The 26,656-nt window shown below is 41.4% G+C and carries 23 protein-coding genes; 4 read left to right on the top strand and 19 right to left on the bottom strand.

The annotated features are described in order from the left end of the window. Nucleotides 1-146 precede the first annotated feature (146 nt). The 11 genes from CYAN7822_RS13855 to fumC all read right to left on the bottom strand — a co-directional run bounded on the left by CYAN7822_RS13855 (nucleotide 147) and on the right by fumC (nucleotide 13,224). The gene (locus CYAN7822_RS13855) at nucleotides 147-1,901 is read right to left on the bottom strand and encodes a hybrid sensor histidine kinase/response regulator (protein ID WP_013322898.1); all 1,755 of its coding nucleotides are present in this window, start codon (nucleotides 1,899-1,901) and stop codon (nucleotides 147-149) included. 284 nt (nucleotides 1,902-2,185) lie between these two features. Next, the gene (locus tag CYAN7822_RS13850; RefSeq protein ID WP_013322897.1) at nucleotides 2,186-3,904 is read right to left on the bottom strand and encodes a diflavin flavoprotein; all 1,719 of its coding nucleotides are present in this window, start codon (nucleotides 3,902-3,904) and stop codon (nucleotides 2,186-2,188) included. Nucleotides 3,905-4,147: 243 nt separating this feature from the next. Next, nucleotides 4,148-4,603, bottom strand: a complete 456-nt coding sequence (locus tag CYAN7822_RS13845; protein WP_013322896.1) for a DUF29 domain-containing protein — start codon at nucleotides 4,601-4,603, stop codon at nucleotides 4,148-4,150. A gap of 31 nt (nucleotides 4,604-4,634) precedes the next feature. Continuing rightward, nucleotides 4,635-4,835, bottom strand: a complete 201-nt coding sequence (locus CYAN7822_RS13840) for a hypothetical protein (protein WP_013322895.1) — start codon at nucleotides 4,833-4,835, stop codon at nucleotides 4,635-4,637. Continuing rightward, nucleotides 4,832-4,966 carry a BrnT family toxin gene (locus CYAN7822_RS35720; protein WP_083786929.1) on the bottom strand — a complete coding sequence of 45 codons (135 nt, stop codon included), beginning with the start codon at nucleotides 4,964-4,966 and terminating at the stop codon, nucleotides 4,832-4,834. Before CYAN7822_RS35720 ends, CYAN7822_RS13840 begins: the two co-directional genes overlap by 4 nt. 114 nt (nucleotides 4,967-5,080) lie before the next feature. Beyond that, nucleotides 5,081-6,808, bottom strand: a complete 1,728-nt coding sequence (locus CYAN7822_RS13835; protein ID WP_013322894.1) for a diflavin flavoprotein — start codon at nucleotides 6,806-6,808, stop codon at nucleotides 5,081-5,083. Between the two features lie 121 nt (nucleotides 6,809-6,929). Then, nucleotides 6,930-9,224 (bottom strand): monovalent cation:proton antiporter family protein, encoded by a 2,295-nt coding sequence (locus CYAN7822_RS13830; protein WP_013322893.1) that lies wholly within the window; start codon nucleotides 9,222-9,224, stop codon nucleotides 6,930-6,932. 247 nt (nucleotides 9,225-9,471) lie between these two features. Continuing rightward, nucleotides 9,472-10,113 carry a bifunctional phosphoribosyl-AMP cyclohydrolase/phosphoribosyl-ATP diphosphatase HisIE gene (hisIE, locus tag CYAN7822_RS13825; protein WP_013322892.1) on the bottom strand — a complete coding sequence of 214 codons (642 nt, stop codon included), beginning with the start codon at nucleotides 10,111-10,113 and terminating at the stop codon, nucleotides 9,472-9,474. Between the two features lie 138 nt (nucleotides 10,114-10,251). Next, nucleotides 10,252-10,824 carry a Uma2 family endonuclease gene (locus tag CYAN7822_RS13820; RefSeq protein ID WP_013322891.1) on the bottom strand — a complete coding sequence of 191 codons (573 nt, stop codon included), beginning with the start codon at nucleotides 10,822-10,824 and terminating at the stop codon, nucleotides 10,252-10,254. A gap of 105 nt (nucleotides 10,825-10,929) precedes the next feature. After that, nucleotides 10,930-11,586, bottom strand: coding sequence for an NAD(P)H-dependent oxidoreductase (locus tag CYAN7822_RS13815; protein WP_013322890.1), 657 nt, complete (start codon nucleotides 11,584-11,586; stop codon nucleotides 10,930-10,932). Nucleotides 11,587-11,817: 231 nt separating this feature from the next. Further along, on the bottom strand, nucleotides 11,818-13,224 hold the full coding sequence (gene fumC / locus CYAN7822_RS13810) for a class II fumarate hydratase (protein ID WP_013322889.1): 1,407 nt from the start codon (nucleotides 13,222-13,224) through the stop codon (nucleotides 11,818-11,820). Between the two features lie 166 nt (nucleotides 13,225-13,390). On the opposite strand from fumC, the gene hemL reads away from it, so the two are divergent. Further along, complete coding sequence (gene hemL, locus CYAN7822_RS13805; protein ID WP_013322888.1) at nucleotides 13,391-14,692, top strand: glutamate-1-semialdehyde 2,1-aminomutase; 1,302 nt, start codon at nucleotides 13,391-13,393, stop codon at nucleotides 14,690-14,692. 128 nt (nucleotides 14,693-14,820) lie between these two features. On the opposite strand, the gene CYAN7822_RS13800 is transcribed toward hemL, so the two are convergent. The 5 genes from CYAN7822_RS13800 to CYAN7822_RS13780 form a co-directional block, all read right to left on the bottom strand. Beyond that, a complete protein-coding gene (locus CYAN7822_RS13800) occupies nucleotides 14,821-16,599 on the bottom strand; it encodes a DEAD/DEAH box helicase (RefSeq protein ID WP_013322887.1) in 1,779 nt (592 codons plus the stop codon). Nucleotides 16,600-16,760: 161 nt separating this feature from the next. Beyond that, entirely contained in the window at nucleotides 16,761-17,753 is a 993-nt protein-coding gene (locus tag CYAN7822_RS13795) for a tRNA-guanine transglycosylase (protein WP_013322886.1), read from the bottom strand. A gap of 75 nt (nucleotides 17,754-17,828) precedes the next feature. Next, entirely contained in the window at nucleotides 17,829-18,167 is a 339-nt protein-coding gene (locus CYAN7822_RS13790) for a type II toxin-antitoxin system PemK/MazF family toxin (RefSeq protein ID WP_013322885.1), read from the bottom strand. After that, nucleotides 18,154-18,378 carry a hypothetical protein gene (locus CYAN7822_RS13785; RefSeq protein WP_013322884.1) on the bottom strand — a complete coding sequence of 75 codons (225 nt, stop codon included), beginning with the start codon at nucleotides 18,376-18,378 and terminating at the stop codon, nucleotides 18,154-18,156. Before CYAN7822_RS13785 ends, CYAN7822_RS13790 begins: the two co-directional genes overlap by 14 nt. Nucleotides 18,379-18,535: 157 nt before the next feature. After that, the gene (locus CYAN7822_RS13780) at nucleotides 18,536-18,994 is read right to left on the bottom strand and encodes a DUF2887 domain-containing protein (protein WP_280990143.1); all 459 of its coding nucleotides are present in this window, start codon (nucleotides 18,992-18,994) and stop codon (nucleotides 18,536-18,538) included. Between the two features lie 145 nt (nucleotides 18,995-19,139). Here CYAN7822_RS13780 and CYAN7822_RS13775 point away from each other — a divergent pair, with 145 nt between their 5' ends. Continuing rightward, nucleotides 19,140-20,144 (top strand): DUF1835 domain-containing protein, encoded by a 1,005-nt coding sequence (locus CYAN7822_RS13775; protein WP_013322883.1) that lies wholly within the window; start codon nucleotides 19,140-19,142, stop codon nucleotides 20,142-20,144. A gap of 94 nt (nucleotides 20,145-20,238) precedes the next feature. On the opposite strand, the gene cphA is transcribed toward CYAN7822_RS13775, so the two are convergent. Next, nucleotides 20,239-22,878: a cyanophycin synthetase gene (gene cphA, locus CYAN7822_RS13770; protein ID WP_013322882.1), complete on the bottom strand. Its 2,640-nt coding sequence runs from the start codon at nucleotides 22,876-22,878 to the stop codon at nucleotides 20,239-20,241. 98 nt (nucleotides 22,879-22,976) lie between these two features. Then, entirely contained in the window at nucleotides 22,977-23,843 is an 867-nt protein-coding gene (locus CYAN7822_RS13765) for a cyanophycinase (protein WP_013322881.1), read from the bottom strand. 388 nt (nucleotides 23,844-24,231) lie between these two features. On the opposite strand from CYAN7822_RS13765, the gene trmD reads away from it, so the two are divergent. Then, nucleotides 24,232-24,936: a tRNA (guanosine(37)-N1)-methyltransferase TrmD gene (trmD, locus tag CYAN7822_RS13760; RefSeq protein ID WP_013322880.1), complete on the top strand. Its 705-nt coding sequence runs from the start codon at nucleotides 24,232-24,234 to the stop codon at nucleotides 24,934-24,936. A gap of 74 nt (nucleotides 24,937-25,010) precedes the next feature. On the opposite strand, the gene CYAN7822_RS13755 is transcribed toward trmD, so the two are convergent. After that, nucleotides 25,011-25,934, bottom strand: a complete 924-nt coding sequence (locus tag CYAN7822_RS13755; RefSeq protein WP_013322879.1) for a Sll0314/Alr1548 family TPR repeat-containing protein — start codon at nucleotides 25,932-25,934, stop codon at nucleotides 25,011-25,013. Nucleotides 25,935-26,022: 88 nt separating this feature from the next. Here CYAN7822_RS13755 and CYAN7822_RS13750 point away from each other — a divergent pair, with 88 nt between their 5' ends. Then, nucleotides 26,023-26,655 carry an ABC transporter ATP-binding protein gene (locus CYAN7822_RS13750; protein ID WP_013322878.1) on the top strand — a complete coding sequence of 211 codons (633 nt, stop codon included), beginning with the start codon at nucleotides 26,023-26,025 and terminating at the stop codon, nucleotides 26,653-26,655. The last annotated feature ends 1 nt before the right edge of the window (nucleotide 26,656 follow it).

Here is a 26,656-nt window from a genome sequence, read left to right as displayed (position 1 = left end):
TCAGTTGATTTGCTTTTTGCTATTAGTTTAAAGGACTGATGACCTCGATCAAACAGTTAACAATAAATACTTAAGCTTTCCATCTTATCACACTCATTCCTCTTCATGGAGACCGGCTTCTAACTCCGCCCGAGGTCAAATAAATTTTAAGTCCTAATGATCTGAAGAACTTCTGCCACAAGTTGCTCAGGTTCAATGGGTTTTGAAAGGTAGATTTGAAAACCTGCCGACAAAGCGCGGTTTTTTTCTTCTTCACTGACATAAGCCGTCAGAGCAATGATTTTTAAATCGAGATTATCTGTTGCTTGAAGCCGCTTAAGCAGTTCATATCCATTCATCCCAGGCATCGCCAAATCGCTGATCACTAAGTTAGGATTCCAATGATTAATAAGTGTAAATGCTTTTTCGGCAGTGTCTACTGCCATGACATCAGAACCATAAGCTTTAAGAGTCACTTCAGCGAGTTTAAGGGTGTCCGGCTCATCGTCTACAATTAAAATTCGATATCCTTTAAGGGCATCTTTGACCACTTGAATTGATAATAAATTGCTCTCTGAAAAAATCTTAGAAATTGGTTTAGACTGTACGAGAGGAAGCAATACAGTAAAGGTAGCTCCTTTTCCCTCCCCCAAACTTTCAGCAATGACTTGACCTTGGTGTAACTCCACTAAACGATGAACGATCGATAGTCCTATTCCTAACCCTCCTGCCATGCGTTGGCTAGAACTATCTGCTTGCCAAAAACGGTCAAAAACAAAGGGTAACAGTGCAGGTTTAATGCCAATTCCCGTGTCAGTTATGGTTATTTTTGCCTGCTCCTGTTCTCTTTGAAGCTTAATCGTAATTAAGCCGCCCGCTTCAGTAAACTTAATCGAATTGGAGACAAGATTCCAGAAAATTTGTTGTAATCTTCGTTCATCTCCCAAGACCTTAAGTTTTGGTGATTCGATCATGATATTAATGGGAATTTCTTTAGCTTCGGCTGTCAGTAAAAGTGAATCTACTGTCAGTTTAATTAGAGATTCTAGATAAACAATATCCTTTTTAAGCTTGAATTTATCGGTTAAAATCTTGGTTATATCTAGCAAATCATCAATTAATTGAGATTCTAACTTAGCATTTCGTTCAATAGTTTCAATAGCTTTTTGGCAAGAATTTTGCTCATGAATTAAGCGTTTTTTCAGCAGTTGTGACCAGCCCAAAATAGCCGTTAAAGGAGTTCGAAGTTCATGAGACAGCATCATCACAAACTCATCTTTGATGCGGTTCAATTGTTCGGCTTCTTGGCGTGCTTCTCGCTCTTTGAGCAAAAGTTGATTTCTTTCTTCGTCCATTTTTTGCCGCTCGATGGCAATGGCGGTTAAACTTTGCGCTACTTCTATTAATTGAAGGTCATATTCACTGGGATGACTCGGCTGTCGATAATAGAAGGCAAAAGTTCCGAGGACTTCTTTTTTACTGCTGAAAATGGGTACAGAAGTACAAGCTCTTAGTTCATATTTTAAAGCCAGATTTCGGGCAGAATGCCAAAGGGGATCACGAGCAATATCGGTTACAATAACCATTTCTCCTCTATGTACTGCCGTTCCACAAGAGCCATTACAAGCGCCTACTTTTAGTCCATCTACATTTCTGTTATAGTCTTCAGGAAGACTAGGCGCAGACCCCCAACGCAGTTGAGTCCCATCTTTTTCAAGCAAAAGCACTGAACAGAGTGCCAAGCCTGATTCTTTTTCCATAAAATTAATAATATTATCCAGTATCTCTAATAATGGTCTTCCAGAGGCGATCATTTTGAGAATTTGGTTTTGCTGTGTTAAAAGAACTTCACTGCGTCCTGACCAAGAAGACTGTAAAGATTGCTTATTTATATCAGATGAAGAAGAGTAATAGTGGTTCATAGCCTACTTATCTTTTTCGGGATTGATTTAAATTTGAGTCGGGTTTTAAGTAGGTAGTTCTCAATAATTATAATTTCTCTATTTCTATTTATTATAGATTTTTCATAAATTGTCATCTATCTTAGGAGATTTTTTTAACAATATTCATGAAGTTTTCTACAGATTTGCTCAACGCTTTAGTGGAGATGTCTGGGGCCAAGAGGTCAACTGTTCGCCTCTTTAAACGCCCCATCCCACTTAACTCATCTAAACTGCGCCTGTCAAGCCAAGGGGCGGGGTCTGTATTAATAATAACTTCCCGTCTTACGGTGATGCACAGCAGTTATGCCATCGTGTAATACTTTACCTCGTTGAGCAATGGCATAAATCACCCAATGATCGCCACATTCCATGCGGTCATTGACCTCACATTCGACATAAGCTAAAGCATCTTTTAAAATGGGAGAACCATTTTCTGCCTCTTCGGTTTCTATCCCCTGAAAACGTTCTTCTCCCGGTTCAAAAGGCTTAAGAAAATGTTTCATTAAGGCTGAATGTTTACCTTCTTGTAGGATATTCAGCACAAACGAATTGCCGCTATGTAATAAAGACTCGACGGCGCGTTCTTTGGCGACTGCTATGGTTAACCCAGGCGGCGCAAAGGTTGCTTGAGATACCCAAGAGGCTAACATTCCCCCCCTGACTTCGCCTTTTTTCGTGGTGAGGACGCATAGAGAACCGACAATTCGTCCTAAAGCTTGTTCTGTGCGGTCTGTCTGAGACTGGGTTACAGTAGCTTTTGGTTTGCGAGATTTAGCCGCTTTTTTAACCGCTTGAGCAAAATCTGTACCGGCTTCCTCACAGGTTTTGAGAACCATATCAGTGGGTTTAAATTTAACCCGAATGGGGTCAAACCCTAAACGATATCCAGCATCGGTGAATTTACTTTCGAGTAAGTCGATGGCTTCCCCACTCCAACCATAAGACCCAAATACACCCGCTAGTTTAGTTTTATCCGCATTGGCTAAGGTAATTCCTAGGGCAGTTTGAATAGGGGTAGGCGCGTGTCCGCCAAGGGTAGGAGAACCAAAAATAAACCCAGAACATTGATCAATAGCGGTTTTAATTTCTTCAGGGTCAGCAAATTCGGCGTTAATTGATTCTACAGCTACGCCGGCTTTGGTTATGCCGCGTGCGATCGCTTGAGCCAATATACCTGTATTGCCATAAGCCGAGGCATAAATTAAGGCCACATTGAGGGCTTGAGATTGTTGAGCGTTGAGCCATTGCTGATAGGATGTGGTTAATTCGGTTAAGCCATATTTGACTAGAGGCCCATGACCGGTGCCATAAATTTTAGCCGGTTTGTCTTTGAGTTTTTCGATGGCGTTAGCGACTTGTTTGGCATAGGGAGCAATGACACAATCAAAATAGTAGCGACGGTCTTCGGCGTAAATTTTCCATCCCTCATCAAATACTTGATCGCCACAAACATGAGCCACAAATAGTTTATCAGTATAGAGGATCTCGGTTTTGGTGTCGTAGGTACAGAGTTGATCCGGAAAACGGGGGTTAGGAGTGAGGATAAATTCCAACTGATGACCAATTCCTAGATCGAGGGTATCTTCTCCTTTAACAATTTTTGTATTGAGGTTTTGGCGGTCTAATATTTTGCATAAGGAAATTACACCCGGGTTAGAACAAACAAAAACAATTTGAGGGGCAATTTCTAGTAAGGCGCTGAGGGTAACACAACGGTTTGGGTTAACGTGGCCTAGGATAACGTAGTCGATGGTTTTGGGGTCAATTCTTTGAGTTAAAGTATGAAGGAAAATTTCTCTAAAGGACTCCCCTGGAGGGTCGATCAGGGCAATGTTATCCCCTCTAATTAGATAAGTATTGGCAGTAGTTCCTTTTTGCAGGCCGTATTCAATCTCAAATTTGAGTCTATCCCAGGTACGGGACCGATAGACGGTGGTTTCGGGTGCAATGGGGTAAACTTGTACGTCACGGGGTTTGATCATTGCTGTTATTCAGTTGATGGGGTGTATGGTTAGGAGTCGAGTCTATAACTATGATTTTAATGATTAAATGACTGCTATGATTGACTGTTATGATTGACTTCCCTGTTTCCAAATTTTGATAGTGTTGTCATTGCTTCCACTGACGCGAGCGCTTATTTGGGTAATACTGGTAACTGGGTGAGTATCACCATCTACTGTGGTAATTGTATATTGTCCTTGGATGTTAACTGGGCACTGCCCACCCTACTCAGGAAGATAATCAATATCTAAAGTTTGTTCAAAAGTAAAAGGACATTGTTCAGGAATTGTATTTTTAGGTAATCCGGTTTTTAGTAAGAATAGTTTTTTGGCTTTTTCATAAGCGCTATCGAAACAAGTTTGAGCATAGTTATAGAGAGTTTTAGATTCTAATAATAAATTCAACTCATCTCTAAAGTTAAATATTTCTTCTTTCCAGCCATTGGCACAATAGGCTTTTTCCGATTCCCAATAACTATACATCAGTAAATGTTTTAGCAATTGTTTTAAATAACTCGCTACTTTGTGCTTTTGTTCATTTCCCAAGGTTTCTATTTCCTCGATTAAATGTTGCCAATCTAAGTTATTTATGTCTTTTTCTTGGATTTGCTTAAGAGTGGTTTGTAGCCATAAATAATAATCGGTTTCATAAAGGAAAGGTTTAGCTAATTTAATGTTCATAGTTTTAACATTGCCGGCTATAATATTAAAATTAATCTTGTTCCTGTTCAATATATTTTTGTAAAGCTTTATTGATTAACTCATGATCATCGCCTCCTCCTTGTTCATTAACTTTAGCACGAAACCAATCAAGAATATCTTTATCAAGAGGTAAATTCACTCGTATTTGATCGGGAAAAATAGGAACTACAGCACCTCGTTTACCTTGAGAAAAATCATAATTATCTTTCATAAGCTTTGATTTAGATATTGTTGACACTCACGTTTATTAGCTTTTCTGGCTGAGATAATCCTGTATTTATTATGTCGTAAGGTATAGACAACTACAAGAATTTGATTAAAATCATTTATTCCAATAGTAATATATCTATCTTCATATTAAATAAAATAAAAAATTTAGCCCGCGCAGGCGGGCAAAGTTCCGTGTAGCTGCACCCCTTCGATAAGCTCAGGGCAAGCCTTCAGGGTGTTAGCTTATTAATAATAATTCCCCACTTTGCGATGATGAACCGCCGTCAAACCATCAAGGTTAGATACACGACCATTGGTCACTTTGCTATAAACGACCCAATGATCGCTACATTCCATGCGGCTAACCACCTCACATTCTAAGTAGGCTAGAGACTCGGTTAAAATCTTAGCTCCATTGCTGGCCGGTTGCGTTTTAACACCCTCAAAACGATCTGCACCCGGGGGGAATCGTTTGAGAAAATGCTTCATTAAAGGCTGATATTTGCTCTCTTCCAGCACATTTAAGACAAAGGTATCCCCAACGTGCATTAAAGACTCGATCGCCCGGTCTTTTGCCACTGCGATGGTGAAACCAGGTGGTTCAAAACTGGCTTGAGATACCCAAGAGGCTAACATCGCCCCTGATAAATCTCCTTTAGTGGCCGTGATAATATATAAACCGCCGCTAATACGTCCTATTGCCTTATCCAAATCACTATCTAAAGACTTTCGTTGTTTGATCTTGGTATCCTGAGATAAAATTTGCCCTAAGTCTGTGCCGGACTCTTCACAGAGTTGATAAGTTGCTTCTGTGGGTGTATCTTTAATGCGGATAGAGGTAAACCCTTTAATTAAGCCAATTTCTCGGAACTTGGTTAATAATGGGTCGATGGGTTCATCATTGCCCCCATAAGACTCAAAAAACCCAACATATTGCTTCTCATGGGCGGCAGCAATAAGGGTTCCTAAACTGGTGGTAATACCCTTGTTACTACTTCCGGATAACGGAGGCATCCCGATGACAAGCGCCGCCGCACGGTTGACTAATTCTTGCACATCTTGAGGGTCAGCCGTTTTTAGGTCCACCATTTCTACTGCGATACCGGTTTTCGTGATCCCTCTAGCTATGGCTTGAGAAAGGCGATCACTATATCCATAGTCAGAGATATAAAATACGGCGGCGGTTTTTTCAGCTTGGGCTTGCGCCTGTGACCAACTGCGATAACGTTCTAATAATTCATTGACATTGTAACGTAACAGAGGCCCGTGACCATTAGCTACCATCGTGATTTCGGCTAATTGATCCATCCGTTTCATGGCGGCTAGGACAGACCGAGCATTAGGACCCATCAAACACTCATAATAGAAGTGATAGTCTTTTTCGATGGCGGCTAAATCTTCATCAAACAGGTGATCGCCACAGTAGTGCATCCCAAACACATCACAAGTAAAAAGGGTGCCGGTTCCGCGATCATAAGTCAACATGGTATCAGGCCAATGTAAATTCGGGGCGCTGACGAATTCTAAAACATGGCCTTTCCCTAAGTCTAGCGTATCTCCATTTTTAACCTGTAACCGTTCAAAAGGTTGATGCACAAAGTTTTCTAGAAACTGGATCGCGACTTTTGAACCTACGACGATCGCTTGGGGTGCCAGACTGAGAACGTCTTTGACTAACCCACTATGATCGGGTTCAGTATGACTAATAATCAGATAATCGATCTCTTTAGGGTCAATTAGCCCCAACAGAGTATCCAGATATAGCTGACGGAATTTTTCATGAGAGGTATCGACAAGGGCGATTTTTTCCCCGCGAATGATGTAAGAGTTGTAGGTTGTTCCGTTTTGTAGTCCAAACTCAATATCAAAACGATCTCGGTCCCAGTCTAGGGAACGGATGGCGGTGGTATCTACTGTAATCTCGGATGTTTGTATAGTGAGACGTTTTTCAGTTTTTACGGGCGTTGCTACCATCACCCCTCCCTTTTAAGATTTTTTTATGTTTTGTTTCTTTTATTTTGACACGGCTCGCCCGTTGTGATAAGAAAAAGTTCTCCGCTTTCTCTAGGGTCGTTGTTTACAGAAAAAAAGGATTTTAGGACACTATGGTCGCTGTGTTTTCTGTTGAAGTCGTGCTGTTATCTTCTGATGTTATCCATTCACTCACCTGAGTAAGAGAGTATAAATTCCCGCACAGTAACAAGTGATCGCCCCCTTGGATATCCTTACTACCCTCGGGAAATCGAATATATTTTCCTTCTCGTCTAATGGCTTGGATCAATACCCCAAAGCGTTGAGGAATATCGAGTTCGGCTAAGGTCTTACCAATAACAGGACTGTTTTTTGAGACTAATAGCCACAGACAACAAGCATTTTCCGTAGGAATCGCCACATCTCCTTTAGCTAAGTCCTCAAATCCGGCTAGTTCGTCTGGTTCTCCCACTAGCAAGAGATTATCGCCTTCGTTGATCACGGTTTGGCTATTAGGATAATCCATCTTTTCCCCGCTTGAGCGCTCGATCGCCATCAGACTCACCCCCGTTAAATGACGAAGGTCAGTTTCTTGCAAGGTCATACCCACCAGAGGCGAATTGGCCGGCAAGGGATACCACTTGCTGTTGAGTTCTTGAGCCGCTTTTTGTAGCTCCCGGGACACTTGACCCGCAGACAGTTCAGGACGTAGGGTTAAATAGTGAGAATAGCGTATTTTTTGGATTTCTTCTTGTATACCGAGTAAGGGAAGTCCGAGTCCGACAAACAGATGGGCACAAAGTTCTAGACTCGCTTCAAACTCCGGCTGCACCACTTCTTTAGCCCCAAGTTGATACAGGAGTTCGATGTCTTTGTCTTGATTGGCTCGTACTACAATATCTAGTTCCGGACTCAGTTCTAAGGATCGCTTCAGACAGAGGCGGGTACTCATGGGATCGGGAAGGACAATAGCCATCCCTTTTGCTTGGCTGATTTCTGCCTTTTCTAGCACTTGTAAACTGGCAGCATTGCCATAGATATAGGGAATTTTGGCTTCTCTTAGCTTTTGAATCTGCTGTTCCGACTGATCGATCACTAGCACTGAATAACCGTATTCCCGCAACAGCCGCACAATATTGCGTCCTACTCGTCCATAACCACATACTATGACATGGTCCCGAGAAGGGATATCCTCTGCTATTTCTAGTGGCACATTTCCTTGATCAAGCCAGGATTTCAGCCAGGGTAAAGACTCTGCCCAAACAAAGATCACCGGTAATAATCGTAGTACAAAAGGGGTAAACAGTAGAGTAACTGCTGTGGTACCTAATATCAGTGAGTAAACTTTTTGGGAAACTAAGCCTAATTGTTGCCCTTCACTGGCCAGCACAAAGGAAAATTCCCCGATTTGGGCGAGTCCTAAACCGGCTATTAAAGAGGTTTTCAGAGGATAGCGAAATAGTGCCACTAGCGGCGTAATAATCAGGAACTTTCCCACAAACACCAACGCCACTAATCCTAAGATTAGTTCTAGATGATTCCACAGAAAGAGCGGATCTATTAACATCCCGATGGCGGCAAAAAACAGCGCCGCACAAAGGTCGCGTAAGGGTTCTACATAAGCGAGGGTTTGGTCAGCATATTCTACCTCTGAAATAGTTAGCCCTGCTACGAAGGCTCCCATTTCGATCGATAGTCCCATCCATCCGGTTAGTACGGCAATGCCTAGACAGAGGGCGACTACTCCTAATAAAAAAAGTTCGCGGCTTTCTGTTCGCGCCAGCAACCGCAATAGGGGAGGAATTAACCATTTACCCACTAATATGGCTCCTAGGGCAAATATGCCGATTTGGAGCAAGGCTATCCCCACGCTTAAACCGATTTCTTCTAGGGGTTTATTCAAAGCCGGCAATACCGCCAACATCAAGCCCAAGGCTAGGTCTTGTACAATTAATATTCCTAGCATGACTTGCCCGTGAGGGGTTGCAGTTTCATTGCGTTCCATTAAGGCTTTAAATACTACTGCGGTTGACGAGAGAGAGAGAATTGCTCCCAAAAATATGCCTTGAGTGGGAGAACTTACCCATCCCATCGTCAGAGAAACCAGAACGGTCATTAAAATCGTTAGGATGATTTGTAGTGCCCCTCCTCCCAAACTGATAACCTTGACTTTTTGCAGTTCGGAAAAGGAAAACTCTACTCCCAGGGTAAACAGTAAAAAGGCTACCCCTAATTGCGCTAATGTCTCTACTTGAACCAGTTCTTTTATTAATCCTAGTCCAAAGGGTCCGATAATGATACCTGCCAGCAAGTAGCCTAAAAGAATTGGCTGCCTTAATAAAGCCGCTAACACACCTCCGATACCTGCTGCTGTCAAAACTGATACTAAATCGATAATTAATCTATAGTCTTCCTGCACAGAAATTACTCAATCTCTAAACTTAAACGGCTCTAGAACGGTTGTTAACTGTGCATTTTACTGCATTCTTAAAAATGATGCAGGGGGAAGTAACTAAATTTTCCCGAATCATGTATTATACTTGTAATATGTTAACCGAGGCGGGATGTTCCCTATTCACCATTTGCCCACTAGGGACGAAGAATGAGGGTTATCGTTGGATTACGCACAGCAATGTGTTAGTGGGTTCGATCCCCACTCCCGCCGCTTACCGTCTTCTACCTTGTAGTTTGCGGTAAACGTCCCGTAATTCTACTTTATGATGAGCTAAAGCCACCAAAGTATGATAAAATAGGTCGGCAACTTCTCCGGCAATAGCATCAGGGTCATCATCTTTACAAGCCATGACTACTTCTGCGGCTTCTTCGCCGATTTTCTTGAGGATTTTATTATCGCCGCCTTCGAGTAATTTACAGGTGTAAGAACCTTCAGTAGGGTTATCTCGGCGATCTTTTATAACATCAAATACTCCCGATAAAGTGTCTGCGGGTGGGGCGATTTTTGTGGAGTCTACCTGATGGAAACAACTTCTTTGTCCGGTGTGACAGGCAATGTCGCCAATTTGTTCTACTGTGACTAAGAGCGCGTCACTATCACAATCATAGCGAATGGATTTAACTTTTTGAATATGACCCGAGGTTGCGCCTTTATTCCATAATTCCTCTCTTGAGCGGCTCCAATACCAAGTTTCTCCGGTTTCTAGGGTTTTTTGCAGAGATTCTCGGTTCATCCATGCCATCATTAAGACTGTCCCATCTAGGTAGTCTTGAGCGATCGCCGGGACTAACCCCTGTTCATTGTAGCGGATTTGATCGAGTGGGATGGCATCGATGAGAGATGATACAGACATAGCTAGTTTATGATTTACCAACAATACAGATGATGAGACTTACCATTTTATATTTTACTGTAGTATTGCCTTCGAATCTCTGAGTTAAGAGCTTGATCAGCTATGCAAAAATTTAATCAAGTCTTTTTTTCAGAAAAATTACCAAATTAACTCAAGATTTAAAATCAAGCCAGGTAAAATATTTTCTCCTGATAAAGTTGTAGGATTATCTAAAATTTCTACATCTTGATTTTGACGATAAATTTCTATTTTGCGGTCTTGACGATTGATTAACCAAGCTAAACGAGTTCCATTATTTAGATACTCTTGCATTTTTTTTTGAGTGGCTGATAAACTATCACTTGGCGAGCGTAATTCAACCACAAAATCCGGACATAAGGGCAGAAACTTTTCTTGTTCAGTTGAGGTTAAATTATTCCATTTTTCTAAGGGTATCCAGGCGGCATCAGGAGAACGGTCAGCACCATTAGGAAGGGTAAATCCTGTTGAAGAATCAAAGGCTATTCCAGTTCCGTCAAGATCTGACCAATTAAACAACTGTTGGGTTAGTCTTCCGTTACGATTCCCCGATGCTCCGCCAACTGGGGGCATGATAATTATATCTCCATTCGTATTGCGTTCAATTCTTAAGTCTCGGTTATCTTGGCAAAATTGAAAAAATTGCTCATCACTCAGATTAATAGAATCAGCGTTGATTGTTATAGCAGTCATATCTAAAACTTATTGATATCTCTCTATATTTTCTACAGTAACACCGAGTAGCAGCCATAAATAAGATTAGGGTGAGCATCGCCCACCCGATAATTTTAAATTCTTCTATAGATATTGAATAACTTCTTCAATTGGATAACGAACTTTTGGCAGAACAGCGTACTTGTCATCACTCGCCCGATAGCCGGCAGGACAAACCACAACTGAAGCATATCCTAGTGGTGTCAATCCTAAAATTTCATCATATTTAGGCGGATTAAATCCTTCCATCGGACAAGTATCAATTCCTAATACAGCCGCACTGGTCATAAATTGTCCTAGGGCAATATACACTTGTCGGGTTGACCATTCATTAAGATTGAGAGGATAGGGAGGTTGCTTTAAAAAGTTTTTAACAACATTGCTAAAACCTTCTAAGCTTTCTACACTTTGCTCTCGCACTTGGGCCATTCTTTTTATATAACGATCTACATCGTCGTCGTTGATGTCTTTTTTAATGGTTAGTACCACTAAATGAGACGCTTCTACAACTTGTTTTTGTCCCCAGGAATGCTCTAGTAATTGTTGACGAGTTTCTGGGTTGGTGACGACAAAAAATTTCCAAGGCTGTAGACCAAAGGATGAAGGACTCAGCACTAAACTCTGTTCTAATACGTTCCAAATTTCGGCAGGAATCTTTTTGGTGCTGTCAAACTTTTTAGTAGCATATCGCCACTGAAGTTGTTCGAGCAGTTGAGGGGTTGAAAGTACAGAGCTATTCATGCTGTATTGTTTGTTAATTGGTGTTTAATTACTGATATTATCTCTTAATTGTCGGCCATTGGGAATAGGGAGTAAACAATAGAAAAAAGGGGAAAGGCAAAGCTAGAAAGGGAATAGGCATTAGACTTGATCAATTAGGGATTTAAACAAAAAAATTTATTGATCCAAGAGATATGATTATTAAAATCCTGTAGAGATGTTGCGGAGAACACCTCTACAAAGCCCGAAGAATTAACTTTCAGCTACGTAAGGATGTACCATCTTACTTGGGTCAACAATGCGATCATATTCTTCCTCAGTGATTTCCTGACACAGTTTTAATGTGGCATCTTTTAAGGTTAAATCGTGATCTAAAGCATAATGAGCCACATAACCTGCTTTATCATAGCCAATTACCGGACTCAAAGCCGTTACTAACATTAATGATCGCTGCAAGAAATAATCAATTTGTTTAGTATTCGGTTGAGTTCCTTCTACTAAGAATTGGCGGAAATTATGACAGCCATCTTGCAGTAAGCGGATAGATTTAAGAATGTTAAAAATCATCAACGGTTTATAAACATTCATCTCTAAATAGCCGCCACCGCCGCCAAATGTCACAGCCAGATCATTAGCCATAACCTGCACCGCCAACATTGATAAAGCTTCGCACTGAGTCGGGTTAACCTTACCCGGCATAATTGATGAACCGGGTTCATTTTCGGGAATATGCAGTTCATTAAACCCGCAACGCGGACCACAACTTAACAAACGAATATCATTAGCAATTTTGTACAAAGAAGCGGCAAGGGTTTTTAAAACACCACTGAGCATCACTAAAGCATCATGGGAACCTTGCACGGTAAACTTATTAGGAGCAGTGACGAAAGGCAGTCCGCTAATTTCTGCAATGGCGGCAGCCGCTTCCACATCAAAACCCGGAGCCGCATTAATACCAGTTCCTACTGCTGTCCCTCCTAATGCTAATTGATAAACCCCTTGTAGACTGTTTTCAAGCCGCTCGAGATTATCATCTAACATCCCCACATAACCAGAAAACTCTTGTCCCAAAGTTAGGGGGGTAGCATCCTGCATATGGGTACGCCCAATTTTAATAATATCTGCCCATGCCTGTGCTTTAGCATCCAGGGCATCCCGTAACTGTTGAATACTGGGGATAAGCCGCTCTTTGACTCCTTGTGCTGCGGCGATGCACATGGCAGCCGGAAAAGAATCATTCGTAGACATAGCACAGTTAACATGATCGTTGGGATGCACGGGTTTTTTACTGCCGATGGGTGTCCCGGCTATCTGACAACATCGGTTAGAGATGACCTCATTAACATTCATGTTAAACTGAGTACCACTGCCGGTCATCCAAACTTTGAGGGGAAATTGATCTTGATGTTGTCCAGCTAAAATCTCATCACAAACCTGACAGATGAGGTCTTTTTGCTCGTCTCCAAGACGACCACCCCGATGATTAACGATCGCGGATGCTTTTTTGAGGATAACATAGGCGGTAATCATTTCTCGCGGCATGAGATCATCGCCAATGTTAAAGTATTCTAAAGATCTCTGGGTTTGCGCTCCCCAGAGTTTATCGGCAGGAACTTTAACTTCTCCGAGACTATCGGTTTCAATTCGAAATTGGTCCATAAACTTTCGGCTACCTTATACTAGCAAACATCAAGATTCTTTATGAAGGGGCTTCAGTCTAACTGATCATTCATAGGATAATAAACAAGCAACACACTATTCACTCAGACTAACGCTTAACAAATAAAAATCACCCACAACCATAATTATAGGCAAGGAGACAATATTGGTTAGCACAACTTCCTTTACAACCACTAAATCTGAAGAAATCTTTACGGCTGCTCAAAAGTTAATGCCCGGCGGGGTAAGCTCTCCAGTACGTGCTTTTAAATCTGTTGGCGGACAACCCATTGTTTTTGATCACGTTAAAGGGGCTTATATTTGGGATGTCGATGGCAATGAGTATATTGATTATGTAGGAACTTGGGGACCGGCAATTTGTGGTCATGCTCATCCGAATGTGATCGCCGCTCTCCATGAAGCTTTGGAAAAGGGAACCAGTTTTGGCGCACCCTCTCTACAAGAAAATTTGCTCGCCCAAATGGTCATTGATGCGGTTCCGAGTATTGAAATGGTGCGCTTTGTCAATTCGGGAACCGAAGCTTGTATGTCTGTGTTGCGGCTGATGCGGGCTTTCACTAATCGGGAAAAGATTATTAAGTTTGAAGGCTGTTATCATGGTCACGCGGATATGTTTCTGGTTAAGGCCGGTTCAGGGGTAGCCACCTTGGGTTTACCCGACTCTCCAGGGGTTCCCAAAACTACTACCAGCAACACGTTAACGGCTCCCTATAACGATTTAGAGGCGGTTAAGGCACTTTTTGAGGAAAATCCCGATCAGATTGCTGGCGTGATTTTAGAGCCTGTGGTGGGCAATGCGGGGTTTATTCCGCCGGATGCGGGTTTTCTGGAAGGGTTACGGGAGATAACCAAAGAACATAAGGCACTATTGGTTTTTGATGAAGTGATGACCGGTTTCCGCATTGCTTACGGTGGGGCGCAAGAAAAGTTCGGCGTAACTCCAGATTTAACCACTTTGGGTAAGGTTATCGGTGGCGGGTTGCCGGTGGGAGCTTATGGGGGTCGTAAGGATATTATGGCTTTAGTTGCCCCAAGTGGCCCCATGTATCAAGCAGGGACGCTTTCCGGAAATCCTCTGGCGATGACAGCCGGTATTAAGACTCTGGAGTTGTTGCAAAAGCCGGGCACTTATGATTATTTGGACCGAGTAACTAAGAAACTGACTCAAGGTCTGTTATCTTTGGCCAAAGAAGCCGGTCATGCTGTCTATGGCGGCAGTATTAGCGGGATGTTTGGTTTCTTTTTTACGGGGGAAACGGTTCATAATTATGAGGATGCAAAGAAATCCGATGTCGCTAAATTTGGTCGTTTTCATCGGGGGATGTTAGAAAGAGGGGTTTATCTGGCTCCTTCTCAGTTTGAAGCGGGCTTTACTTCTTTGGCTCATACGGATGAAGATATTGATAAGACTCTAGAAGCGGCTAAAGAAGTGTTTTCTAGTTTGTAATCATTAAGCCCCCCTTATCAAAGAAGGTTTGGGGGATCAAAATTACCGTCACCCTGAAGGGTTCGGCTATAAGTCCAAAGCCTGCCTACGCAGGCTAATTAATATGTAGGGTGCTATCTTGCGGTTTCTTAGTCTTCTGTATTTATTGTTTGCATAAACCAATGTAAAATTTGTTCGCCTACCATTCGGCTAACACTTAAAACCTGATTATTGCGTTCTGTACAGTAGGTTGTATGAATACAAGCGGGGCAGCCATCATCATCGTGGCATATTCGCTCTTCTTCTTGTTGAGTATTTACGTGACGCTCTGCTTCTGCTTCTTGTACAATTCTAACAATAAGCTCATGATCTTCTGCTAAACCCCAACGTTGAGCTAGTTCGGAGCATAGCTGCTCAGGTGATGTCCAGTTGGGATTTTCTGCTAAATCTACAGGACAAAGGACAGACGCTAATAATTCTTGATAAACTTCCACTGCATTAGTCCTTAAGGTATTTTCAAAGACCTCGGAAATTCCTGCGCCTCCTTCGTAGCGCTCCCAAACTATTACTTCATGATTGGGGATATCACACCAGTATTCTAATTCTTGTTCGTTAACACCACTAATAGAAGCGATCGCTCTATGTAAAATATGAGCGGCAGTGTGTAAGATTAGTTCCTCATTTAGATTTTTATGTTGACCATTAATAACAGGTTGCTCTACTTGTTGACGTAAACTATTGTCCTGTAATAACTGCTCAACAATTCCTGTTAAACTCCAAACAATTCCTTTAGTGGGAATACTATATCGAACAGGGATGTCGTATAAAGCATTAAAATTATAAGCTTGAGTATGGCGTTGAGGTCTGTAACAGCCATCTTGAGGATGCCAAAATAGCCGTTTAGCTACAACTGAAGAGCCTCTTACAGTTGTCGTTCCTTGCATTTTTTCTAGAATATTAAAACTTGCTCTAATTTGCCGAGGTTCTACTAAAGCTTCATAGCTTCGTTCAACAATTGGTTCAGCATAAAGCTTAACTGCTTGTAAGTCTTGGTGGCAGCTACATCGACTACGACTTATACTATAAATTGCATAACATTGAGGGCAAAACTTAACTGTTTGATTACCTTGTTCATCACTATATAGGGGCTTTACATAAACTTTTTTAGGAAATTGAAAATTTTCTTGTTTGACTCCTTCACAATTAAGGCGAACCGTTACAGTTTGTCTATCATCGCTCACCCAATTAGGATGATGTTCGATATCCAAAACAGATAAAAAAGGGGCAGGGTGATAACGATAAACAGTTTTATAAGGAATGAAAGTCGTTGATAATTCCGTCAAACTTTCTTGATGTAAATCAGGAGTACGCTTATTTTCTTCAGCATCTTTAATTTGAGCAGTTAACCTACCCGCCATATCTAGAGAATCAGAGAAAACAATAGCACGGTCATCATTAGATAAAACACCATGCCCCATTGCCATAACACTTTGAATTAAAGTTGATGCTGCTCCTATATTCAATTCTTCGGGAGATTGCAAAAAGTAAAGAACTTCTAAACCAGCAGGTTCTTGTTCATAATTACTAGCATCGTGAACCAATACAGAATTATGGGAATTTCCGTAGAAAAAGTTCCTGATAAAACCTCCTGGGTCAGAAATTGTAGCACTCGAAGCGATTCGAGTTAAGCACTGACCATTTTTTAACTCTTCAAGGCGACGAACAAGATGATAGATATGAACACCATAAACAGAGTGATATAAATGGACTTCATCAAAAACGATACCTGTTAGTTGTCGTAGATAGTTCTCAAAGTCTGGTTTTGGATTGAGATAAAGACGATCTAATGATTCAGCCGTAGTAACTAAAATATGAGGGCGAGTTATTGCATGATCATTTTTAGAAATGGAGGTGCGAAACGTTGCCATACACTCAGAATTATCACAGTAAAGCAGTGTAACCCCACTGGGTAAATTTCTTGAGTGCTTTCGTCTGCGATCTCTGCCGGCTTTTAGTTGACCTTGATTACAAATAGGACAGCGATCTAAAATTTTGAAAGAACCGTTTTCCTCAAAAATATCTCGATTATTTAAAGTATCAGGGGTGGCAGAACAAATTCCACCTCAAGAATAGGTTTATTAACTCTAGTGTTCGGTTCTAAGTACCTTAAAGATTTAGCCTCTTGAATATAGGTGCTAGAATCAAAAGTATCTATTCCTAAATAAGCCAAAATAGGAATCAGAGTACCTGTTATACCAAATACATGAATAGGAATATTAGAACGCTGCTTATGAGGAATATTTTCTTTTAATCCTCTAATTAAATTGATTATTATTTCATATTTATGTGCCCCACGCAAAGGAACTAAAGAACCAACTGCTAAACCAAAACGATAATCTTTTAATTTTTTTTTTCTCTTAAATTTTTCAAATATTTGCTGAACATAATCGCCTATACTTTCACGAGTTTGTCCGTGTACAGCCACATATAAAAAAGGCGACCAATCTTGATTTTTTTGAAGTGTATAAGCAGATTTAACAGCATTCTCTAAGCTTCTATTCATGCGATCTTCTGCTTCAGATTTAATTAATTTTGGGGGAAGAGGATAATCTAAAGTAGCTATTATATCGCCGCCAAATTCCTCCTGTAAGCGCAAAATTGATTGATAACCCTTGCTGCCTTCAAGAGATAAATTATAAGCAGATAAATCTATGCTTTTTTTTGAAAGCAATTGAAAACCTCCTGAATCAAGAAATAAGGGTGCTTCGTACTTGATTTGAGGCACAACATCTTCAAAGTAACGTTGCTTGATCCCTAGCTTACGCCATTTTTCCACTGATTTAAAATTGTTAGGAGCAAAATCTAAAAAATGAAGAACTTGAGACATAACTGGCAAATTACGGCGCAATAAACCATTAGCCTGATCAGCTTGTAGAACATATTTCCACAAACCTCCTCCTCTTGCTGTTGTTCCAGTTACTAGACAAACTACTGGAAACAGAAGAGGAGTAGAAAAGTTTTTTTCCTTGTTAGTAAGTTGTCCTATACGTCCATATTCTGAAGATTTAATTACTGAAAACATATTAGAGAGAAAAAATTTGGGGATATCGTTAATCAAGACATCTTTTGAGCAAGTTTTTCTAGAAAGTAAGTAATCTTATAAAAGTGCCAAATGCAATTTGATAGCACTATCTACTGACTGCATTAATTGCTCACTTAAACTACCCACTACATCACCTTGAATACGCTGTTTGGAAATTGTTCGTATCTGTTGCGCCTGAACTTTAGACGGTTTTGGTAAATTACTGTCTGATGGCAATACTAACACCTCAAACGGATAAACTCTCTCTACATTTGAGGTCATTGGTAAAATCGTTACTGTAGAAGCCGCACGGTTATTAATATCATTACTAATTATTAATACTGGACGATTTTTAGCAATTTCTGAACCGATAACCGGACTAAGGTTAGCATAATAGATTTCACCACGTCTCATCTTTTAGCCCATCCCCTACCGTTACCTCCCAAGCATCCTCAACTTCAAAAGACGCTTCTCGATAAGCTTGTTCTAATTCTCTTTCCTGTAATAATTCCAATGCCTCTAAGATAACTTGAGAGCGAGATTGACATCCTTTTGCTACTTTATAATCCTCAATAAATGTCAGTAAAGAAGGTGGCAAAGAAATTGATATTTTTTGCGACTGCATGGTATGACTAGAAACTCATACTTATAATATACCCTGTTATGCTTGGAATAAAAATTGATGATACTAAATCTTGAGCAAAGGTTGTCTACATTGCCCACCCTACTACTTCCACTTTTTCCCCTTCTGTAGAATAGGGGTAGGGGGAGAGGTCTATTTTTTAAGAATTATCTGAAGTAGATGCGGCTTTTTGTGCTTCTTGTTGTACCACCTCTACAGGCAACTGTAACACTCTAGCAATTTGTTCGATACTTAAACCTTCCTTGACTAAGCCGCCTATCAGTTCCAGTTTAGCGGCTTGCTGTCCTTCTTGATAGCCATCTTGATAAACTCTAGTTTGTTTTAACTCTTCTAACCCAAACATAGCTTTAACTTCCTCCCAAGTTTTACCAGGTAATTTGTAAACTAAAATTGTTTCAACTAAATCAATAAAATTGCGTTTAACCGCTTCCTCGGTTAACTGTTGTTTAGCTTGTTGGACTAACGCCCTAGCCTTTTGCCCCAAGTTTTCCTCAGATTCTATTACTAGCTTAACAACTCCTACCCCTAAAGATGATTCTGCGGCTTCTCCGAGTTCATCTAAATAAATACGCTTAACTCTATTCCTGAAATAAACGATAAAAAATACTGTCAGTTTTCATATTTTTATGATTAATTTTACCCCAATTATAGGATTTTGGTGGGCAATATCAGATGCTCCTAAATCTTGAACAAAGGTTATCACTTCGGCTATAGTATCTATATACTAATTCCGCCGAGAATATATGCTGCATATAACAAATGGTGATTGCGCCGCCAATCTAATCAAACAAACCGGCTTACCTGGAGACATTTTAGCTTGGCGAGATATGCTCTATGAAGGGCCTGTTCCTGCCGCCTTATCATCCTTTGAACTGCTTAATGTTAGAGCAGAATTTCTTGCTCAGTGGAACGGTTGGGTAACAAAAGAAGAGGTTTTAACTCAGTTTATCACTAGAGATGAAACCTTAGCCAATTTTCACAAATACTCTCATATAATTCTTTGGTTTGAACATGATTTATATGACCAACTACAACTGATTCAAATCCTAAATTGGTTTCAAAAACAAAGTTTAGACTCAACCGAACTGAGTTTAATTTGTATTAATCATTTTCCAGGTATTGAATCATTCAAAGGTTTAGGACAGTTAAATCCTGAACAGATGCGCTCTCTTTACGAAACCCGACAACCCGTATCAACCGAACAATTATTATTAGCCGCTTCTGCTTGGGTGGCTTTTTGTTCACCGAATCCCAGTGCTATTGAAGAGTTTCTTAAAAGAGATATTAATGCTTTACCTTTTTTGAGAAATGCCCTCACGAGATATTTAGAAGATTTCCCCTCAATATTTAATGGACTTTCCCGAACTCAAAAACAAATTCTTTCTGCTGTAGAAACAGGAATTAAATCTTTTTCAGAAATATTTAGGCAAAATATCGATATTGAAGATTATTTTTTTCCGGGTGATATTGATGTTTGGAATTATCTTTATCAATTATCCTCAAGTGATGACCCTTTATTAATAGGAGTTGATAGAGAATTGCTTGCTTTTCCTTGGCAATGTCCAACAAAAGAAGAATTTTTAAGACAAAAAGTTCAGTTAACTTCTAGCGGACGTAATGTTTTAAAAGGTCAAACTGATTGGATTAATATTAATGGGATAGATTGCTGGAAAGGAGGGGTACATTTACAAAATAAAACCCATCTATGGCGATGGGATGAACAAAATCATCAATTAAAATCTGATTAGACCATAATGAATAGATTTGGTAGGCAATAATAGATACTCTTATTATCTTTATCAAAGGTGATCTACATTGCCCACCCTACCGAATAAGTCTAATTTAACCCCCTAAGCCATTATCGGAAATGGGGTTGCGTTTCTTAATTAAAGAAATAGTACGAGTAACCGTTTCGGGAAAAATAACCACTAATCCATTGCGTTGTACTTGATTTAAACCCTCTTCAATTGCTGTCACTTCGTTGAGGATAACATCATAACGTAAATTAGGATTTTCTTGAATAATTCCCTTGACAATTAAATCAGCCACTTCTCCTCTCTCTCTACCCCGAGTATCGTCATCTTCCTTAACAATAATACGGTCAAACATTTGCGCGGCTAATTGTCCTAAAAGAATCAAATCCTCATCTCGACGATCTCCCGGTCCGCCGACAACGCCTAAGCGTTCTCCCTGCCAATTGCGAACAAAACCGCCCACTGCTTCATATCCGGCCGGATTATGGGCATAATCCACTAAAGCATGATAAGACCCTAAATTAAATAGATTCATCCGTCCGGGAGTTTGCGCTGCCGAGGGTTTAAAGGTTCTTACCCCTTGGCGAATCATTTCTATATCAACTCCATGAGCAAAAGCGGCTAGACAAGCGGCTAAAGCATTAGCGATCATAAAGGGTGCCATTCCTCCCATCGTCACGGGCACATTTTTGGCCTCTTCCACTCGTAGGGTCCATTTTCCTTCCATAATCGAGAGGTAGCCGTTTTCATACACAGCCGCTAATCCATTGCGACGCACGTGGTCATGAATAATGGGGTTTTCAGGGTTCATGGAGAAATAGGCCACTTTTCCTTTGACCCGTTTGGCCATCTGGGCCACTAAGGGATCATCGGCATTGAGAACCGCATAGCCATCTGCGTTGACAATTTCTGCGACAACGCTTTTTACTTTAGCCATTTGTTCAACCGTTTCGATATCACCGATTCCCAAGTGATCGGCTGCCACATTTAAAACCACACCGATATCACAAGTCTCAAAGGCTAATCCTGAGCGAAGAATTCCCCCTCTAGCCGTTTCTAATACAGCGATTTCTACGGTGGGGTCTTTGAGAATCATGCTGGCACTATAAGGCCCGGTATTATCGCCTTTTTCTACCAAAAACTCTCCCACATAAACCCCGTCAGTGGTGGTATAACCGACGACTTTACCGGTTTGTCGATAAATATGAGCCGTTAAGCGGGTTGTGGTGGTTTTCCCGTTGGTGCCGGTGATGGAGATGATAGGAACTCTAAAAGGGGTTCCCGGGGGGAATAACATATCTAGCACTGGGGCGGCTACATTACGCGGCAATCCCTGGCTAGGGGCTACGTGCATCCTGAATCCGGGGGCGGCATTGACTTCTACTACTACTCCGTCCATTTCCCGTAGGGGTCTGGTGATATCTGGGGTTACCACATCTAGCCCGGCAATGTCTAAACCGATGGTTTTCGCCACTCGTTCGGCAATCCAGATGTTTTCGGGGTGAATATCGTCGGTGCGGTCTATGGCTATGCCGCCGGTACTTAAGTTCGCGGTTGCTCGTAGATAGGCAATTTCCCCTTCTTTTAGCACACTTTCTAATGTATATCCTTGGCGGGATAATACTCCTAGGGAGGTTTTATCAACGGTTATTTTGGTCAACACTTTATCGTGACCTTCGCCTCGGTTGGGGTCTTGATTGGTGATCTCGATTAGTTGTTGAATGGTGGAGTGTCCATCGCCAATAACTCGGGCGGGTATTCGTTCTGCTACCGCTATCAATTTGCCGTTAATTACTAATATTCGGTGATCGCTTCCTTTGTAGTAACGTTCTATAATCACAGAGCGGTTTTTTGATGCCGCACTAGCGAGGTCATAAGCTTCTTCTGCTTGTTCCCAACTATTGATATCAATGGTGATTCCTCGTCCGTGATTTCCATCTAGCGGCTTAATGACAATAGGGTAGCCTCCCACATCTTTGATTGCCTCTTCTAATTCATCCAAATATTGAATGACTGTTCCCTTGGGTACGGGGATACCGGCATCTTGGAGGATAGTTTTGGTGCCTTCTTTATCACAGGCCAGTTCTACCGCTAAGATTCCCGAAGAAGTGGTTAGGGTTGCTTGTATTCGTTTTTGGTAGATCCCATAACCGAGTTGTACCATTGCCCGGGCGCTCAGGAGAATCCAAGGGATTTTTCGGGCTTCGGCTTCAGTGATAATGGTTTCTGTCGAAGGACCTAGGGCGGCGTTAGCATGGAGGTCTTTAATATCGGCTAAATCTTGGGCTAATTCTTCGGCGGCATAGGTTCCGGTATCGACGATTGAGCGACAAAGTCTGACTGCCGCTCGTCCGGCATAGCGTCCCGCTTGTTCTTCGACATATTCATAAACCACATTATAGACCCCGGGGGTTGAGGTTTCTCGGGTACGACCAAATCCTACTGGCATTGCCGCTAATTCTTGCAATTCTAGGGCTACATGTTCCACAATATGCCCCATATAAGTGCCCTCTCGCACTCTCTCTAAAAAACCACCCCGTCGCCCTGGAGAACAAAAATGCTCTACTAGACTTGGCAACACCTCTACTAATCCTTCGTAGAAACCCGGAATTTGGTTAGAGGGCTTCTCGGCCAAATCTTCCAAGTCTAGGCGCATGATGATGAGCTTGTTGCGTCGAATACTCCAATAGTTGGGCCCACGTAGGGTCTGAGTTTTGAGGATTTTCATATAGATAAACTCAATGATCCGAATTCGGAAGCAAGAAGAAGCCGTTTGTTATTGTCTCTTTTGCGAGGTTCTCTCAACTGTTCGTGATGAACAATTTTTTAGAGATTTAGATTTTGTTCGTTTTTAGCAATAGCTTGATGCTGATACATATGATAACAGTCTCCATAGGATAGGATATGTATCCGCAAGTTGTGAAGGCTAAGAGGATCTGACGTTCCTACTTCGGCTTGATTGGTGTAAGACATTTCTCTTGCATCCACAATGGTAACAGTTCCCCGGCCGATTACTTGAATTGTTCCATCTTTTTCAAATAAAGCACAAGTGTCTTCATCTATTCCTATGCCTAATCTTTCAGGATATCCTGAAATCGCACTGAGCAAACGAGACATACGGTTACGATTGTGGAAGTGTTGATCGACAATGACTTCAGGAATGATTGCCAATCCCATAGCCATATCCACTAAGGCGCGATTGGGACATTCTCCACTACTGCCACCAGCTATCATGTGATGACCCATTACTGCCGCTCCGGCACTGGTGCCAGCTATACTCATCTCTCCTAATTGTACCCGTTGGCGAATGCGTTCCATTAACGGGGTATCAGCTAATAAGCCGCATAATCTTAACTGATCTCCGCCGGTTAAGAAAATGCCTGTACATTCCTCCACGTATTCTTGAAAGGCGGGGTCTTCCCCTTGAGCGCGATCACGGATATCTAATACCTTGACAAATTTCGCTCCCATTTCTTCAAAAATTCGCTGATAGCGTTCGCCAATCAGCACGGGTTCTCTTGATGCTGAAGGGATAATACCAATAATCGCCTCTGAGCCACCAGCACGATTCCAAAAGGTATGGAGGATTTCTCGCCCATGAACCTTATCTTCAGCACCGCCAATCACTAAAATGGCTGTTTTTGTCGATTGGGGCATTTTGGTTTCTTGTATTTGTTTCTCTAGTTGGAGCATAATATCGCTTACGAGCATAAATGATATTTTATGGTGATTATCACAGGAATCGTGCAGTTTTCATCAGTTAAGGGCTTTGTTTTCTCAATGTAGGGGTTGAGAATTTTCGGCTCTGTCGTGATGGAATCTGCCTTCGTCTGGCTGGCGTATAAATTAAGGTTTGGGGTTGACTCAACAACGTTTCTCACCAATCTAGATCAACTGTCTATAATTTTCCTGCCAAAGGTAGCACCTTGTCAGGAGTTTTGTGGTCAAATGACCTACCATTTTATAAAACTTAATAAAAGCCTTACAACATTAAACAATATCATTTGCGGTAATGCAAGCTCTATTAATATATAATTAATAACCTAGTCTTATGGGCTACCAGAGTTCTGCGAGGTTTTAGGTGAGATTTGATCTGATTACTCTGTTCCCTGATTTTTTCGCCTCTCCTCTTGAGTCAGGATTGTTGGGGAAAGCCTTAGCTAAAGGAATTGCCAGGGTTAATTTAGTTAATCCCCGAGATTTTGCCCTCGATAAGCATCGACGTGTGGATGATGAGCCTTATGGGGGTGGAGTGGGAATGTTGCTCAAACCTGAACCGATTTTTGCGGCAGTTGAATCTTTAGAGGTTTTACCCCGTCGAGAAATTATTCTGATGACTCCTCAAGGTCAACCGTTATCTCAATGTTTGCTCAAGGAGTTAGCCACGAATTATGACCAATTAGTGCTGATTTGTGGTCATTATGAGGGGGTAGATGAACGAGTGACTCAATATCTGGTGACTCGGGAAGTGTCTTTAGGGGATTTTGTGCTGACTTGTGGCGAAATTCCGGCTCTGACGATTATTAACGGCGTGGTTCGCCTTTTGCCGGGAACTGTGGCCAAACAAGAGTCTCTTAAAGCAGAAAGTTTTGAAACTGAGTTATTAGATTATCCTCAATATACTAGACCGGCTAAGTTTCGGGATTGGGAAGTGCCGGCGGTGCTGCGATCAGGAAATCATCAGTTGATTGAACAGTGGCGCAAACAGCAACAAATTGAACGCACTAAAGAACGCCGCCCGGATTTATGGGCAAAATGGTGGGAAAAAATCGAACAGAGGGAGTAAGTTAGCCGGTTTTTTTCAGGCAAAACCACAAGTAACCGAGGTGGGTTGTCCCCACCTAAGCTAGTTTTAGATGATTAGCGGCTTGGATTAGCTGAAACATCCATTTGTTGAATTTCTGCCGTTACTTTTGTGCGATCATAATTAATCGCTTTAACCACAGAGGGGGGCAGTTGATTGATTTTTTGAGAAGCTTGATCAAAGTAGTTTAACGCTTGCTTAAGCATCGCTACGTTCTTTTCTTGATTTCCTCTTTTACGGAGAATTTGACCCATTAAATATTGCAATTCGGGATTATCCGGCGAGGCTTTTAGGGTTTTATCCATAAATTCTGCGGCTTTATCATATTTTTTCATGTCCCGATAAGCCATAGCAATACCCCGATCCGCTAAATATTCTGGACCGGCATAATTTTCTAATCGTTCAATGGCCTGCTCAGGACTCGAAAAGGGTAAATTAACCGCTAACATTAAATCTAAGAAGCCTTTAACTAAATTTAACTCAGGATCGTTAGGAGCGGCTTGTTCGGCTGTATCTAGATACTGAAAAACTTTTTGTAATTGGGGAATGGCTGAAACCGGCCCATCTTTTTCATAAGTATAAGCTCCTTGTAAAAAGCTTCCTACTGCTAGATAAAGATTTCCTCGAACGGGATCTTGAGATTTTATATCGTTGGCAGCTTGTATCGTATTAGCCGCATAAATTTTTACATTGTCCCAATCTTTTTCAGTATAGGCCAAAGAAGCTAACATCGCGTGAGCTAAAGGCTCTTTGGCTTCAGCTTTCGTCGCTTCCATGAGATATTGTTTAGCTTGTGGATAATTTCCTTGTTTAAATAGAGCATTAAAAGCTGCTTCGGTTTTATCCCCGATGGGGCGAGGGTTACTAGCACGGAATGGATCGCCTGCAAACGTTGGAGTTACCCAGCCGCAACAGGTTACGGTAAAAGCCATAGAAGAGGCGATCGCAATTCGCTTAAGAACAGTTAGCTGTAATATCATAATTTTCTCCAGAGCTTACTAAAAAATCTGTCAAAATAAAGACAATGCGTACTAAAAATGGTTAGTTAAGTTTGACTTGGCGTTATTAATGCTCTATCTCAAAAACGTAGTTTATCACCCCCCCGCCACTGTAACTCCTATCCTTAAAGGGGTATCCTTGGAGTTAGCCCCCCAAGAGTTAGGATTGATTATTGGGCCGAGTGGTTCCGGAAAAACAACATTGCTTGAAATTTTAGCAGGCTTTGCAGAAAAGACGGCAGGAGAAATTTTTTGGCGGGACCAAGAATTAACGCCTTTACATTTGCAACAGTTAGGAGGGTTGGTGTTCCAGTTTCCTGAACGACATTTTTGTGGCAAAACTATCTTAGAAGAGTTACGCTTAGGACATCCTGAGTTAGGTCTCACCCGCATAAAAGAAGCTCTAAGGGAGGTGGGTTTAGACCATATTCCTAATGACACTTCTCCTCATGACCTTAGCGGCGGACAACAAAGACGTTTATCTTTAGCGGTACAGTTAATTCGTCAACCTAATTTGTTGTTGCTTGATGAACCTACCGCCGGATTAGATTGGTCAATGCGTTCTCAATTAGCCAAATTATTAGCAAAATTAAAGCTTCATTGGACTTTATTAGTTGTTAGCCATGATCCCGGAGAATTACTTAATATTGCTGACCGATGTTGGAAAATTAATCAGGGAGAATTAGAATCAATTGTTATTTAAG

Source organism: Gloeothece verrucosa PCC 7822 (assembly GCF_000147335.1).
Classification (GTDB): domain Bacteria; phylum Cyanobacteriota; class Cyanobacteriia; order Cyanobacteriales; family Microcystaceae; genus Gloeothece; species Gloeothece verrucosa.
Note: the sequence above shows the minus strand (reverse complement) of the source record. Positions and strands in the feature narration are given on the sequence as shown.

Bases quoted from the DNA above. Each gene is read 5' to 3' on its own strand.
- CYAN7822_RS13855 (WP_013322898.1), bottom strand. From the start codon at position 1,901: ATGAACCACTATTACTCTTCTTCATCTGATATAAATAAGCAATCTTTA.
- CYAN7822_RS13850 (WP_013322897.1), bottom strand. From the start codon at position 3,904: ATGATCAAACCCCGTGACGTACAAGTTTACCCCATTGCACCCGAAACC.
- CYAN7822_RS13845 (WP_013322896.1), bottom strand. From the start codon at position 4,603: ATGAACATTAAATTAGCTAAACCTTTCCTTTATGAAACCGATTATTAT.
- CYAN7822_RS13840 (WP_013322895.1), bottom strand. From the start codon at position 4,835: ATGAAAGATAATTATGATTTTTCTCAAGGTAAACGAGGTGCTGTAGTT.
- CYAN7822_RS13835 (WP_013322894.1), bottom strand. From the start codon at position 6,808: ATGGTAGCAACGCCCGTAAAAACTGAAAAACGTCTCACTATACAAACA.
- hisIE (WP_013322892.1), bottom strand. From the start codon at position 10,113: ATGTCTGTATCATCTCTCATCGATGCCATCCCACTCGATCAAATCCGC.
- CYAN7822_RS13820 (WP_013322891.1), bottom strand. From the start codon at position 10,824: ATGACTGCTATAACAATCAACGCTGATTCTATTAATCTGAGTGATGAG.
- CYAN7822_RS13815 (WP_013322890.1), bottom strand. From the start codon at position 11,586: ATGAATAGCTCTGTACTTTCAACCCCTCAACTGCTCGAACAACTTCAG.
- fumC (WP_013322889.1), bottom strand. From the start codon at position 13,224: ATGGACCAATTTCGAATTGAAACCGATAGTCTCGGAGAAGTTAAAGTT.
- CYAN7822_RS13800 (WP_013322887.1), bottom strand. From the start codon at position 16,599: ATGGCAACGTTTCGCACCTCCATTTCTAAAAATGATCATGCAATAACT.
- CYAN7822_RS13795 (WP_013322886.1), bottom strand. From the start codon at position 17,753: ATGTTTTCAGTAATTAAATCTTCAGAATATGGACGTATAGGACAACTT.
- CYAN7822_RS13790 (WP_013322885.1), bottom strand. From the start codon at position 18,167: ATGAGACGTGGTGAAATCTATTATGCTAACCTTAGTCCGGTTATCGGT.
- CYAN7822_RS13785 (WP_013322884.1), bottom strand. From the start codon at position 18,378: ATGCAGTCGCAAAAAATATCAATTTCTTTGCCACCTTCTTTACTGACA.
- CYAN7822_RS13775 (WP_013322883.1), top strand. From the start codon at position 19,140: ATGCTGCATATAACAAATGGTGATTGCGCCGCCAATCTAATCAAACAA.
- cphA (WP_013322882.1), bottom strand. From the start codon at position 22,878: ATGAAAATCCTCAAAACTCAGACCCTACGTGGGCCCAACTATTGGAGT.
- CYAN7822_RS13765 (WP_013322881.1), bottom strand. From the start codon at position 23,843: ATGCTCCAACTAGAGAAACAAATACAAGAAACCAAAATGCCCCAATCG.
- CYAN7822_RS13755 (WP_013322879.1), bottom strand. From the start codon at position 25,934: ATGATATTACAGCTAACTGTTCTTAAGCGAATTGCGATCGCCTCTTCT.
- CYAN7822_RS13750 (WP_013322878.1), top strand. From the start codon at position 26,023: ATGCTCTATCTCAAAAACGTAGTTTATCACCCCCCCGCCACTGTAACT.